The organism is Azospirillaceae bacterium, from assembly GCA_028283825.1.
In the GTDB taxonomy this organism is placed as follows: Bacteria; Pseudomonadota; Alphaproteobacteria; order Azospirillales; family Azospirillaceae; genus Nitrospirillum.
Window position 1 is genome coordinate 1,161,208 of record JAPWJW010000003.1, and the last position, 12,831, is coordinate 1,174,038.

Genomic DNA, 12,831 nt, shown 5'->3' on the forward strand with positions numbered 1-12,831 from the left:
AGTGCGGGCTTCGGCCGGGTTTCACTATTCCGCGGGGGAATGGCGCCAGGCCGGCGCGGGGGCGTGGATCATCATGGTGCGGGGATTACGGGCGGCGTTCCTGGTTCTTCTTCTGGCGTCGGGCCTGCCGGGCACAGCCGGGGCCAGCGGCTGGCTGACCGGGCGCAACATCATCGTGGCCAGCCCCGCCGATGACGGCGTCGTCGCCGTGGGCCGCACCATCCAGGTGGATGCGCCCGTGGCCGGCAGCGTCGTGCTGCTGGGCTCCACCGCCACCGTCAGCGGCACCGTGGCCGACAGCCTGTTCGTGCTGGCCGGCAGCACCACCCTGACCGGCCAGGTGGCGGGCGACGTGGTGCTGGTCGCCGGCTCCATCGACATGGAGAAGACCTCCGTCGTGTCGGGCGACGCCACCCTGCTGGGTGGGGACGTGACCTTGAGCGGCACGGTGGCCGGCGACGTGGCGGTGAAGGGCGGCAACCTGACCCTGGCCGGCACCGTCATGGGCGATGTGGACGCCAGTTCCGGCAAGCTGGCGCTGCTGCCCGGGGCCCGCATCATGGGCAACGTCACCTTCAGCGGCCCGCACGCGCTGGACGTGCCGGCCGGCGCCCACATCGAAGGCAAGGTCGAACACAAGGGCGAGTCCATGCACCGCTCCTCCCACGACGATGATGAGGATGAGGACAGCGCGCAGGACCGCCACGACCGGCGCGACAATCACCATGGCTGGCACATCTGGATGCCCTGGTTCGGCGGCATCGGCCTGATCAGCTTCGCCGTCGGCATGCTGCTGGTGGGCGGCGTGCTGTACGTCCTGTTCCCCGGCGTGGTCACCAATGTTGCCGCCGGCATCGCCGCACAGCCGGGGTCGGCGGCGGTCAAGGGGCTGGCCGTCCTGATCCTGGTCCCGCTGGTGGCGCTGTTGTGCCTGGTCACCATCATCGGCATCCCGGTCAGCCTGGTGCTGGGCTTTGCCTATGTGCTGCTGCTGATGGTGGCCATGCCGCTGGCGGGCTTCGCCCTGTCCGACCTGATGACCCAGCGGCGCGGCCCGCCGGTCAGCCCCGGGGACCGCATCCGCCGCTACGCCCTGACCGTGCTGGTGTTGAGCGTGGTGCAGGCCATTCCCCTGGCCGGCGGCCTGGTGAAGTTCGGCCTGCTGCTGCTGGGCCTGGGCGGCGCCACCACCCATCTGCGCCGCCGTGGGCCCGCCGCCGGTTATTGATGGATCGCGGAATCGTTGGCACAGGCTTGCGGCTGGCCCACGGCCAGCGCCTGCGCCTGCCGTAGCGCCAGCCCCTGGGCCAGGATGTCCGACAGGCGCACCCGGCCCAGCGCCGCCTCCAGCGCGGCGTTGGCCTGGTCCATCGCGTCCAGGATAGCCAGGTTGGCGGTATGCTCCACCGTGCAGTCCGCCCGCTCCGCCGACGGGCCCAGGGTGAAGACGGACGCCGTTTCCAGCGCGCGGTGGATATCCAGCAGGGTCACATCGGCCAGCGGGCGCAGCAGGCGCCAGCCACCGCGCGGCCCCTTCTCCGACGCCACGTAACCCCGGTCGCGCAAGGCCGCCATGGTCCGGCGCACCACCACCGGATTGGTGCCCAGCATACGGGCGATGGTGTCCGACGTGGCCGCCCCATCATGGCAGGCCATGTGCACCATCACATGCGCCATGCGCGCCAACCGCGAATCCCTGCTCACCCGACCTGATCCCTTCCCGAAGCCTTGGCCATTCCAAGGTAGCCGCGCCCCATCCCATTCGCAACAGACACTGTTTCATATCCCTTGACCGTTCACCAGGATTCGTAATAGTCAAAGTTACGATCTAATCTGGAGAGCGTTCCATGACCGGAAGTTACGACGTCATCATCGTGGGCGGCAGCTACGCCGGCCTGTCCGCCGCCCTGCAACTGGGCCGCGCCCGCCGCCGCGTCCTGGTCATCGATGCCGGCCAGCGCCGCAACCGCTTCGCCGACGCCTCACACGGCTTCCTGGGCCAGGACGGCGTGCTGCCCGGCCAGATCATCGCCACCGCGCGGGCGCAGCTGGCGCGCTACACCACCGTGACGGTGATGGAGGGCAAGGCCCTGGCGGCATCGCGCACGCAGGCCGGCTTCACCGTGGAGACCACCACCGGCACCGCCGCCAGCGCCCGGCTGATCCTCGCGTCAGGGGTGGAGGATGTGCTGCCCGAGGTGCCGGGCCTGGCGGCGCGCTGGGGCCGGCATGTGTTCCACTGCCCCTACTGCCATGGCTATGAGTTGAACCAGGGCCGCGTCGGCGTGCTGGCCACCGGGCCGTGGTCGCTGCACCACGCCCAGATGCTGCCCGACTGGGGCCCCACCACCCTGTTCCTGAACGGCGCGTTCGAGCCGGACGCCGATCAGTTGGCGGACCTGGAACGGCGCGGCGTGACGGTGGAGCGCACACCCGTCGCCGGCCTGTTCGATGAGGGCGCCGACCTCCGCCTGGCCGACGGACGCACCATCCCCCTGGCCGGCCTGTTCACCATGGCCCGCACCCGCATCACCAACCCGCTGGTGGTCCAGCTGGGTGTGGATGTCGAAACCGGGCCGCTGGGCGAATGGGTGCGGGTGGACGAGATGCAGCAGACCAACGTACCCGGACTGTTCGCCGGCGGGGATTTGTCGCGCATGATGGCATCGGTGGCGCTGGCGGTGTCCAGCGGCGCCATGGCCGGCGTGACCGCCCACCGGTCGCTGCTGTTCCCGGATTAAGCGAAGCGAATAGGCGGCGAGGCGGATGCCCCGCTGCCCTCAATACAACGGACGCTTGCCCGGCGGCCGGCGCGGCAGGGCGGTGTCCTGGCGCAGGGTGGCGTAGGCGCTGGCGATCCGCGCCGCCACGGCGGCGTTGTTCAGCAGCAGGGCGCGGTTGGCCACCAGGCTGGCGCCTTCCGTCAGCTGTTCCAGGCGAGACAGCAGGAAGGGCGTCAGCTCCTTGCCGCGCACGCCCTGGCCCTCGGCCTCGGCCACCGCCAGGCGGATGGCCTGTTCGATCGCCTCGGCGTCCAGCGCCGCCTCCTCCGGGATGGGAACGGCGATGATGGCGCCGCCGGTCAGGCCCAGGTGCCATTTGGCGCGCAGGATGCGGGCCACGTCCTCCGCCGAATCACAGCGCGCATCCACCGGCAGGGCGCAGTTGGCGGTGTAGAAGGCGGGGAAATGATCGGTGCCGTAGCCGATGACCGGCACGCCGCGCGTCTCCAGATATTCCAGGGTCTTGGGCAGGTCCAGGATGGCCTTGGCCCCGGCGCAGACCACCGCCACGTCGGTACGGGCCAGTTCCTCCAAGTCGGCGGAGATGTCCAGGGTGGTTTCCGCCCCCCGGTGCACGCCGCCGATGCCGCCGGTGGCGAAGACGCTGATGCCGGCCAGCCGCGCGCCGATCATGGTGGCCGACACGGTGGTGGCGCCATCGCCGCCCGCCGCCAGCACCAGGGGCAGGTCTCGGCGGCTGACCTTCCGGATGCCGCCGGCGGCCAGGCGCTGGAAATCCTCCGCCTCCAGGCCCACGCGGATACGGCCGTCCAGGATGGCGATGGTGGCCGGCACGGCACCGTGCGTGCGCACCGTTGCCTCCATCGCCTGGGCGGTTTCGATATTGGCGGGATAGGGCAGGCCGTGGCTGATCACCGTGGATTCCAGCGCCACCACCGCGCGCCCCGCCTTCACGGCGGCCGCGACCTCGGCCTTGATCACGCAATAGTCCAGCATGGCCACCCCCACTGTCGTGTGCCCTCAATCGCCGGGCGCCCGCATCCGCGGGCTTGGCTTCCTCAGTTTCCAGTCCGCTACGCTCCCCGGAAACCTCCGGCGGATGCGGTCGCATCCTACAGCGTCATGAGACACTGCCATTGAGCACGTCACAGCACCGACGCCAGCCGGCGGATCAGCTCGGCCGCCCCGGCCGCCGCCGCCTGGCAGAAAGCGGGGAAGTCCATGTGGCTGTCGGAACCGGCCAGATCGCTCAGGCTGCGTACCACCAGGTAGGGCACGCCCCAGCGCGTGGCGACCTGGGCCACCGACGCGCCCTCCATCTCCACCGCCTGGGCTGAGAAGGTGCGGAACAGCCGGTCGCGCGAGGTCTCGCAGTTCAGGAACTGGTCACCCGTCAGCACGGTTCCGAAATGGATGCCGGGCACCCGCGCCTGCCCGCCCGTGGCCGCCGCCGACAGGGCCGGCAGCGTCAGCCCGTCCAGGGCCGCGCGCGCCTTCGCCACCAGGGCGGCGTCCAGGTCATAGCCATGGACCTCGTCAAAGCCCGGCAGGGGCGGCACGCCCGGCTGGTAGACCTTCAGCTCCCCGTGCGCCAGCGCGCCGTAATCGTGCTGCACCAGGCGGGTCGCCACCACCACGTCGCCGATGGCCAATTCCGGATCCACGCCGCCGGCCACGCCGGAGAACAGCAGGGCGCGGCAGCCGAACACCTGCAACAGCAGGGTGGAGACGACGGCGGCGTTGACCTTGCCGATCCCGGCTTCCACCAGCACCACGTCGTGGCCATCCATCCGGCCGCGCTGGAAGGTGAAGCCGGCGATGTCCTGCACGCTGTCCGCCTGGAAATGCGCGCCGAAATGGGCGATTTCCTCAGGGATGGCGCAAATCAGGCCCAGCGGCCGCGTGGTCTCGGTCATGCTTCAAAGGTCCCCAATCAACCTGCGTATGTGCCGGCGACATCTGGTGAGCGCCGGGCCCGCCCCTCATATATCCTGACGCCATGCCGCCTGTCGCGCTCTTCCCCGATTCCGATCTTTTACCCGCCAACATCGCGGGCTGGTTCGCCCATCGCGGCTGGACGCCCCATCCCCACCAATTGGCGATGCTGGGTGCCGCCCGCCGGGGGGAACACACCCTGCTGATCGCACCCACCGGCGGCGGCAAGACGCTGGCGGGCTTCCTGCCCAGCCTGATCGACCTGTCGGAACGCCCGCGCGAAGGTTTGCACACCCTCTACATCTCCCCCCTCAAGGCGCTGGCGGTGGACATCGCCCGCAACCTGGAACAGCCGGTGGCGGAACTGCGCTTGCCCATCCGGGTGGAGACACGCACCGGCGACACGCCGGAGGCCAAGCGCCGCCGCCAGCGCGCCCACCCGCCGCAGATCCTGATGACCACGGTGGAAAGCCTGGCGCTGCTGCTGTCATATCCGGAGGCGGCCAAGCTGTTCGACACCCTGCGCACCATCATCGTGGATGAGTTGCACGCGCTCGCCGGTTCCAAGCGCGGCGACCTGCTGGCCCTGCACCTGGCGCGGCTGGGCAGCCTGGCGCCAAGCGCGCGGCGGGTCGGGCTGTCGGCCACGGTGGCGCACCCCAGGGCGCTGGCCGACTATCTGGCCCTGCCCGGCCACCCGCTGGCGGGCCCTAATCCAGTGAATATCGTGCGCGGCGCGCCCGGCGCCCCGGCGGAGGTCGGCACCCTGCTGACGCGGGAGATCCCCTGGGGCGGGCACATGGCGCTGCAGACCATGCCCGACGTGTACCAGCAGGTGAAGGCCTGCGGCACCACCCTGATCTTCGTCAACACCCGCGCCCAGGCGGAACTGGTATTCCAGGAACTGTGGCGGGTGAACACCGACGGCCTGCCCATCGCCTTGCACCACGGCAGCCTGTCCACCGAGCAGCGCCGCAAGGTGGAGGCGGCGATGGCCAAGGGCAGCCTGCGCGCCGTCGTCGCCACCAGCTCATTGGACCTGGGCATCGACTGGGCGGCGGTGGATCTGGTGGTGCAGATCGGCGCACCTAAGGGTGTCAGTCGTTTGCTGCAACGCATCGGCCGCGCCAATCACCGCATCGATTTGACCTCCCGCGCCCTGCTGGTGCCGGCCAACCGGTTCGAGGTGCTGGAGTGCAAGGCCGCCATCGACGCCGTGCGCGCCGGCACCCTGGACGGCGACCCGCCGCGCCCCGGCGGGCTGGAGGTGCTGGCCCAGCACATCGTCGGCACCGCCTGCGCCGGCCCGTTCGACGCCGACCATCTGTTCGCCGAGGTCGGCAGTTGCGCAGCCTACGCCGACCTCACGCGTGACCGCTTCGACCAGGTGATGGATTTCGTCGCCACCGGCGGCTACGCGCTGCGCGCCTATGAACGCTTCCAGCGCCTGCGCCGGCGGGAGGATGGTTTGTGGCAGCTGGCCAATTACCAGGTCGCCCGCCAATACCGCCTGAACGTCGGCACCATTGTGGAGGAGCCGACGATCAAGGTGCGCATGGCCAACGGCGGATCGATCGGCGACGTGGAGGAATATTTCATCCAGGGCCTGGTGCCGGGCGACACCTTCATCTTCGGCGGCCAACTGCTGCGCTTCGTGGGATTGCGCGACAACGTCGCCATCGTCGCCAAGGGCGGCCAGGGCCAGCCCAAGGTGCCGGTCTATGCCGGCGGCCGCCTGCCGCTGACCACCCACCTGGCCGACCGCGTGCGCGCGATGCTGTCAGACCCTGGGCAATGGGCCGATCTGCCGGCGGAGGTGGCGGAATGGCTGCGCATCCAGCGTTACGTCTCAAGCCTGCCCGACCGCGAAGGGCTGCTGGTGGAGACCTTCCCGCGCGGCGGCAAGCAGTTCCTGGTGGCCTACACCTTCGAGGGGCGCAACGCCCACCAGACCCTGGGCATGCTGCTGACCCGTCGCATGGAGCGCATGGGCCTGCACCCGCTGGGCTTCGTCGCCACCGACTATGTGCTGGCCATCTGGTCGCTGAATGCCCCCACCGACATGGACGCGCTGTTCGCCCAGGACATGCTGGGTGATGATTTGGAAGAATGGATGGACGAGTCCAGCATGCTGCGCCGGACCTTCCAGACCGTGGCCACCATCGCCGGCACCCTGGAACGCCGCCACCCGGGGGAGGAAAAAACCAAGCGCCAGATGACGGTCAGCGCCGATTTGATCTACGACGTGCTGCGCCGCCACGACCCCGGGCACCTGCTGTTGCAGGCGACGCGGGCCGAGGCGGCGGCGGGATTGACCGACATCCGCCGCCTGGCCGACATGCTGGCCCGGGTGAAGGGCCACATCCACCACCGGGCGCTGGACCGCATCTCCCCCCTGGCCGTGCCCGTGCTGCTGGAGATCGGACGCGTCATGGTGGGCGGCCGGGCGGACGAGGTGCTGTTGCAGGAGGCGGCCGAGGAACTGGCGGCGGAAGCCCTGCCCAAGACCGTGAAGCAGGGCCAGGGCCTGTTGCCTTTTTAGAAGTCCCCTCAAGCGCCGGGCGGGCCCATCCGGGCCCTGGGCTATCCTCGCATTCCAGTCCGCTCGCGCTCCCCGGAATGCTGCGGCGGCCACGGCCGTGGCCTTGTCGCTTCGCTCCGGGGGCGTGAAGGCAGGGGACGAGGTCGGCGGCCCAATCACCCTTGCGTGGACGGATGCTGGTTGTACGCGTCCATCACGCGGGTGGTGTAGACTAGGGCCGCACCGGCGCCGATGGCGATGGCGACGCTCAACGCCTCGGCGATCTCATCCTTGGTGGCGCCGTGGCGGATGGCGGCGTCGGTGTGGACGGTGATGCAGCCGTCGCACTTGGCGGTGACCGCCACCGCCAGCGCGATCAACTCCCGCGTCTTGGCGTCCAGATGGTTGGTCTGGTTGGGCGCGTTGCTGAGGGCGGCATAGCCCTTCACCGTATCGGGGGTGAGCTTGGAATACTCCCCCACGCCGGCCTTGATCTGCTGACGGTACTGGTTCCAATCGAGCATCATGGTGCTTGTCCTCTGCCTTCGGGGGTGGTGCCGTGCGGCCCGCCCGTGAACCGATGGGTCGAAGATAACGCCGGGACCCTGGACGAACCAGCGGCCGACGCCCATGTTTCCCCGCGCCGCCCAACACCAGCCCGAGGCCGGGGACCCTGTCGCGCATGAACGTCCGTTTCGGCACCGGTGATACCGGCGACCAGACCGCCCTGACGCTGAACGGGACGGAGGTGTTGGCCGATGCCAGCGGCGCCCTGTTATGGCGCGACCGCGGCCTGCTGGTGGTGGCCGACCTGCACCTGGAAAAGGGCAGCGCCTTCGCCGGCCGCGGCACCTTGCTGCCACCCTACGACACCGCCGCCACCCTGGCGCGGCTGGAGGCGGTGTGCCGACGGCTGGCGCCGCGCCGCGTGCTGTGCCTGGGCGACAGTTTCCACGACCGGCGCGCCGCCGACCGGCTGTCGGTCGAGGACGGGCGGCGGCTGGGCGCCCTGGTGGCGGGACACGACTGGCTGTGGGTGGCTGGCAACCACGACCCCGCCCCGCCGCCCGGCTGGGGCGGCCAGGTGGTGGCCGACTGGGTGGAAGGCCCCCTGGTGTTCCGGCATGAGGCGGTGGACGGCCAGGCAGCGGGGGAGGTCTCCGGCCATTTACCACCCCAAGGCCAGCGTGCCCACGCGGGCGCGCCGGGTGGGCGGACGGTGCTTCATCACCGACGGGATGCGATTGGTGCTGCCGGCCTTCGGCGCCTATACCGGCGGGCTGGACGTGCGCGACCCGGCGCTGCGCCGGCTGTTCCCCGGCACCTTCCGCATCGTGCTGCTGCACCGCGACCGGGGTTATGCCTTCCACTCGGCGCACATCGTGGGGGATGGCGAGGACGACGGAATTGGATGCCAGCGGCACGAGACCTGACTCGTGCCGCCGTAGGCTGCGACCGCAGCCGCCGCAGCTTTCCGGGGAGCGTGGCGGACTGGAAAGCGAGGACCAGCCAAGCTGGCGGATGCCGGCGCCCGGCGCATGAGGGGGAATTTGAAGAGCCCCAGAAAAGGAAACGGGCGGCCCGGGGATGGGGGAACCCGGGCCGCCCTTAGGTCGTCCGCCGAATGCGCTTTTGGGGGGTGCGCAACCAGGCCGGGATGGGGGGACCGGCGTACTGGATCACCAGCGGACAATGTTTGAGATAGGAAGCCCTCCGGCAAAAACAAGCACGCCAATACATCAGGATAGGGTTGGTAGTAGATTTCACTACCCGTGATCCGCCGGATGGACAGGCACGTATCTTTCGTCATAAGCGGTTCGTCCTGCGACCATCCGCCCAACATCCTGCCGGAACGCGCGGAAAGGCTTATGGAAAGGGCGACAGGGGCTGTTCTTCTTGGGCCCTATTGTACCGTTAACATGCGGCACGTCCGTTCAGCGCAATCCTGACCCTACCCGAATGCGCGTCTTTCCGCGCAGCCTGCTCAACCAAAGCCTGGGCCCCGCCTTCCATGACCACCGCCCCCATCATCGTCTGGTTCCGCCAGGATTTGCGCCTGGCCGACAATCCCGCGCTGGCCCATGCCCATGCCACCGGCCGGCCGATCGTGCCGCTGTACATCCTGGATGAGGCGGCGCCCGGCGCCTGGGCACCGGGTGGCGCCTCACGCTGGTGGCTGCACCACAGCCTGGCGGCGTTGGGCAACGCCTTGACCAAGGCCGGCTGCCCCCTGGTGTTGCGCCGGGGCCGGGCCGACGTGGTGTTGCACACCCTGATGCGAGAGGTCGGCGCCAGCGCCGTCGTCTGGAACCGGTGCTATGAGCCCCACGCCATCGCCCGCGACAGCGCGCTGAAGGCCGATCTGAAGGCGGAGGGCGTGGCGGTCGACAGCTTCAACGCCGCCCTACTGGCCGAACCCTGGACGGTCAAGACCAACGCCGGCGGCCCATTCAAGGTCTTCACCCCCTTCTGGAAATCGTTGCGCGCCAATCTGGCGCCACCCGACCTGGCGCCCACACCCAAAAGCCTGGCCGCCCCGCCCACCCCGCCGGACGGCGACAGCCTGTCCGACTGGGGCCTGCTGCCGACCAAGCCGGACTGGGCCGGCGGGATGCGCGATACCTGGACACCCGGCGAGGCCGGCGCCCACCGGCGGCTGGCGGACTTCCTGGCTGGCCCGGTGGCGGGCTACAGCGAGGGCCGCGACTATCCGGCCCAGCCCCGCACCTCACGCCTATCGCCCCACCTGCATTTCGGTGAACTCTCCCCCCGCCAGATCTGGGTGGCGGCGGAAGCGGCGGCCACGCCCGGGAACCGGGGTGAGGTCGACGCCTTCCAGCGCGAGCTGGGCTGGCGGGAATTCTGCCACCACCTGCTGTACCACTTCCCCGTCCTGCCGGAACGCCCCCTGAACCCGAAGTTCGAGGCCTTCGCCTGGGATCGCGACGACCGCCACCTGGCGGCGTGGCAGCGGGGCCGCACCGGCTATCCCATCGTCGATGCCGGCATGCGCGAACTGTGGGCCACCGGCTGGATGCACAACCGGGTGCGCATGGTGGTGGGGTCCTTCCTGGTGAAGCACCTGCTGCTGCCCTGGACGGCCGGCCAGGCCTGGTTCTGGGATACGCTGGTGGACGCGGACCTGGCCAACAACGCCGCCAGCTGGCAGTGGATCGCCGGCTGCGGCGCCGATGCCGCCCCCTATTTCCGGGTGTTCAACCCGGTGCTGCAGGGGGAGAAGTTCGACGCCCAAGCGGACTACGTCCGCCGCTGGGTCCCGGAACTGGCGGGCCTGCCCGACAGCCTGATCCACCAGCCGTGGACGGCCAGCACCCCGGTGCTCCGCGCGGCCGGCGTCACTCTGGGCCGCGACTATCCCCACCCCATCGTGGAACACAAGGCGGCGCGCCAGCGGGCGCTGGATACCTTCGCGCAGATCAAGGGTGATCCAAACGAGGACGACAATACGTAATGACTTGGCGTTAGACTGGCGCCGTTGGATTTTTGGGTTTGGGAATCGCAGGCATGAAGATCGCCGTCATCGGCGCCGGCATTACCGGCATGAGCTGCGCCTGGCTGCTGGCCCGGCAGGGGCACGACATCACCCTGTTCGAACAGAACGGCTATCTGGGCGGGCATTCCAACACGGTGATGGTGCCGGGCCGCGACGCCCACCCCCTGCCGGTGGACACGGGCTTCATCGTCTACAACGCCGCGACATACCCCAACCTGGTGGCGCTGTTCGATTATCTGGACGTGCCGACCCAGGCGTCGGAGATGTCGTTCGCCGTCAGCCTGGACCGGGGCAAGCTGGAATATTCCGGCACCAACCTGGCCGGCATGTTCGCACAGAAGCGCAACCTGCTGTCGCCCACCTATCACCTGATGCTGCGCGATATCCTGCGCTTCTACAAGACGGCCCCGGCCCTGCTGGACCAGCCGTCGGCCGCCGGCCTGACGCTGGGGGAATATCTGGTGGCGCAGCGCTACGGCCACCGCTTCATCTACGACCATCTGCTGCCCATGGGGGCGGCCATCTGGTCCTCCACCATCGGGGAGATGCTGTCCTTCCCGGTGCAGAGCTTCGTGCGCTTCTTCTGCAACCACGGCCTGCTGAAGCTGAAGGAACGGCCGCAGTGGCGCACCGTGACGGGCGGCAGCCGCGCCTATGTGGAACGCCTGACCCGGTCGCTGGACGGGCATTTCCACGTCAACCGCGCCATCTCCGCCATCCGTCGCAGCGCCGGCGGCGTGCACATGCAGGATTCCCAGGGCGGCATCACCAGTTTTGAGCAAGTGGTGGTGGCGACCCACGCCGACCAGGCGCTGGCCCTGCTGACCGACCCGTCGGAGGAGGAGCGCCGCGTCCTGGGCGCCTTCCGTTACCAGATGAACCGGGCGGTGCTGCACCGTGACCCGCAGCTGATGCCCCGCCGCGCCAAGGCCTGGTCCAGCTGGAACTATACCGCCCATTCCACGCGGGAACGCGACGCCAAGGTGTCCGTCACCTATTGGATGAACATGTTGCAGGGACTGGACAAGCGGGTACCCCTGTTCGTTACCCTGAACCCCATCGCCGAACCCAGGCCGTCCCTGAAGGTGCGGGAGTTCATCTACGACCACCCGCTGTTCGACCTGGGTGCGGTCACCGCGCAGCAGGATCTGGGCCTGATCCAGGGCGTGCGCCGTACCTGGTTCTGCGGCGCCTATTGCGGCTATGGCTTCCACGAGGATGGGCTGTCGGCCGGGTTGGCGGTGGCGGAATCGCTGGGCGGCCAGCGGCCCTGGCACGTGGCCGATGCCAGCCCCGCCGGCCGCAACGCCCGCCCGCGCGGCACCCACCTGGCCGCCACCGGCTAAGCCGTGCTAGCCTGAACCCATGTCGTTGATCCTGAACGCGCGCGGCATTCCGCGAATTACCAACCCGGCCTGACGACAGGCCGGGCGTTGGCGTTCGGGTTCAATCAGGGCGCCCCCAACGGGGCCGGCCCTTCGGCATCAGGAAATCACCCATGTCCCATCCCCCTGTGCTGCACCTGGTGTGCGGCAAGATCGCGGCCGGCAAATCGACGCTGACGGCCCAGTTGGCGACCGCCCCCGCCACCGTGCTGGTGGCGGAAGACCATTGGCTGGCCCGGCTCTACCCCGATGAGATCCGAGAGATCGCCGACTATGTGCGCTGTTCCGCCCGGCTGCGGCAGGTGATGGGCCCGCATGTCATCGACCTGTTGCGGGCCGGCCTGTCGGTGGTGCTGGATTTCCCCGCCAACACAGTAGGCTTGCGTGCCTGGATGCGCGGCCTGATCGACCAGGCCGGCAGCGATCACACCCTGCATTATCTGGACGTGCCGGACGCGGTCTGCCGCCAGCGGCTGCGCGCCCGCAACGCGGCCGGCGGCCATGACTTCGCCGCCACCGACGCGGAGTACGACGCCATCACCAGCTACTTCACACCACCGACGGAAGAGGAAGGCTTCGTCGTGCGGGTGCACCGGCCCGATATCAGCGGCATGAGGTCTGGCCTCATGCCGCTGTAGGCGCCGACCGGCGCCGCCGCAGACTTCCGGGGAGCCGAAGGCGGACTGGAAGTCGAGGATGAGCCCAGCGGCCGGATGGCCGCGCCCGGCGCTT

At 69.5% G+C, this 12,831-nt stretch carries 10 protein-coding genes and 1 pseudogene; 7 read left to right on the forward strand and 4 right to left on the reverse strand.

Annotated elements, in window-relative coordinates; genetic code table 11:
- Window positions 1-73 precede the first annotated feature (73 nt).
- Window positions 74-1,228 carry a polymer-forming cytoskeletal protein gene (locus tag PW843_17200; protein MDE1148327.1) on the forward strand — a complete coding sequence of 385 codons (1,155 nt, stop codon included), beginning with the start codon at window positions 74-76 and terminating at the stop codon, window positions 1,226-1,228.
- On the opposite strand, the gene PW843_17205 is transcribed toward PW843_17200, so the two are convergent.
- A complete protein-coding gene (locus tag PW843_17205; protein ID MDE1148328.1) occupies window positions 1,222-1,704 on the reverse strand; it encodes an Rrf2 family transcriptional regulator in 483 nt (160 codons plus the stop codon). The two genes, PW843_17200 and PW843_17205, sit on opposite strands and share 7 nt — an antisense overlap.
- Window positions 1,705-1,847: 143 nt before the next feature.
- On the opposite strand from PW843_17205, the gene PW843_17210 reads away from it, so the two are divergent.
- Window positions 1,848-2,741, forward strand: a complete 894-nt coding sequence (locus tag PW843_17210; GenBank protein ID MDE1148329.1) for an NAD(P)/FAD-dependent oxidoreductase — start codon at window positions 1,848-1,850, stop codon at window positions 2,739-2,741.
- Window positions 2,742-2,780: 39 nt separating this feature from the next.
- Here the strand turns inward: PW843_17210 and PW843_17215 are convergent, their stop codons facing one another.
- Both PW843_17215 and PW843_17220 read right to left on the reverse strand, forming a co-directional pair.
- A complete protein-coding gene (locus PW843_17215) occupies window positions 2,781-3,740 on the reverse strand; it encodes a pseudouridine-5'-phosphate glycosidase (GenBank protein MDE1148330.1) in 960 nt (319 codons plus the stop codon).
- Between the two features lie 149 nt (window positions 3,741-3,889).
- A complete protein-coding gene (locus PW843_17220) occupies window positions 3,890-4,660 on the reverse strand; it encodes a 5'-methylthioadenosine/adenosylhomocysteine nucleosidase (protein ID MDE1148331.1) in 771 nt (256 codons plus the stop codon).
- Window positions 4,661-4,743: 83 nt separating this feature from the next.
- Between PW843_17220 and PW843_17225 the strand changes: the two genes are divergently transcribed.
- The gene (locus tag PW843_17225) at window positions 4,744-7,221 is read left to right on the forward strand and encodes a ligase-associated DNA damage response DEXH box helicase (protein ID MDE1148332.1); all 2,478 of its coding nucleotides are present in this window, start codon (window positions 4,744-4,746) and stop codon (window positions 7,219-7,221) included.
- A 155-nt stretch (window positions 7,222-7,376) separates the two neighbouring features.
- Here PW843_17225 and PW843_17230 read toward each other — a convergent pair whose 3' ends face one another.
- On the reverse strand, window positions 7,377-7,724 hold the full coding sequence (locus PW843_17230) for a carboxymuconolactone decarboxylase family protein (protein MDE1148333.1): 348 nt from the start codon (window positions 7,722-7,724) through the stop codon (window positions 7,377-7,379).
- 158 nt (window positions 7,725-7,882) lie between these two features.
- Here PW843_17230 and pdeM point away from each other — a divergent pair.
- From pdeM to PW843_17250, 4 genes and pseudogenes are all read left to right on the forward strand, one after another.
- A pseudogene (gene pdeM, locus PW843_17235) lies at window positions 7,883-8,633 on the forward strand (ligase-associated DNA damage response endonuclease PdeM).
- A 578-nt stretch (window positions 8,634-9,211) separates the two neighbouring features.
- The gene (locus PW843_17240; GenBank protein ID MDE1148334.1) at window positions 9,212-10,672 is read left to right on the forward strand and encodes a deoxyribodipyrimidine photo-lyase; all 1,461 of its coding nucleotides are present in this window, start codon (window positions 9,212-9,214) and stop codon (window positions 10,670-10,672) included.
- Between the two features lie 53 nt (window positions 10,673-10,725).
- The gene (locus PW843_17245; protein MDE1148335.1) at window positions 10,726-12,060 is read left to right on the forward strand and encodes an FAD-dependent oxidoreductase; all 1,335 of its coding nucleotides are present in this window, start codon (window positions 10,726-10,728) and stop codon (window positions 12,058-12,060) included.
- A gap of 152 nt (window positions 12,061-12,212) precedes the next feature.
- Window positions 12,213-12,737 carry an ATP-binding protein gene (locus PW843_17250; protein ID MDE1148336.1) on the forward strand — a complete coding sequence of 175 codons (525 nt, stop codon included), beginning with the start codon at window positions 12,213-12,215 and terminating at the stop codon, window positions 12,735-12,737.
- The last annotated feature ends 94 nt before the right edge of the window (window positions 12,738-12,831 follow it).

Coding starts and splice junctions, on each gene's coding strand:
- PW843_17200 (MDE1148327.1), top strand. CDS start 74: ATGGTGCGGGGATTACGGGCGGCGTTCCTGGTTCTTCTTCTGGCGTCG.
- PW843_17210 (MDE1148329.1), top strand. CDS start 1,848: ATGACCGGAAGTTACGACGTCATCATCGTGGGCGGCAGCTACGCCGGC.
- PW843_17215 (MDE1148330.1), bottom strand. CDS start 3,740: ATGCTGGACTATTGCGTGATCAAGGCCGAGGTCGCGGCCGCCGTGAAG.
- PW843_17220 (MDE1148331.1), bottom strand. CDS start 4,660: ATGACCGAGACCACGCGGCCGCTGGGCCTGATTTGCGCCATCCCTGAG.
- PW843_17225 (MDE1148332.1), top strand. CDS start 4,744: ATGCCGCCTGTCGCGCTCTTCCCCGATTCCGATCTTTTACCCGCCAAC.
- PW843_17230 (MDE1148333.1), bottom strand. CDS start 7,724: ATGCTCGATTGGAACCAGTACCGTCAGCAGATCAAGGCCGGCGTGGGG.
- PW843_17240 (MDE1148334.1), top strand. CDS start 9,212: ATGACCACCGCCCCCATCATCGTCTGGTTCCGCCAGGATTTGCGCCTG.
- PW843_17245 (MDE1148335.1), top strand. CDS start 10,726: ATGAAGATCGCCGTCATCGGCGCCGGCATTACCGGCATGAGCTGCGCC.
- PW843_17250 (MDE1148336.1), top strand. CDS start 12,213: ATGTCCCATCCCCCTGTGCTGCACCTGGTGTGCGGCAAGATCGCGGCC.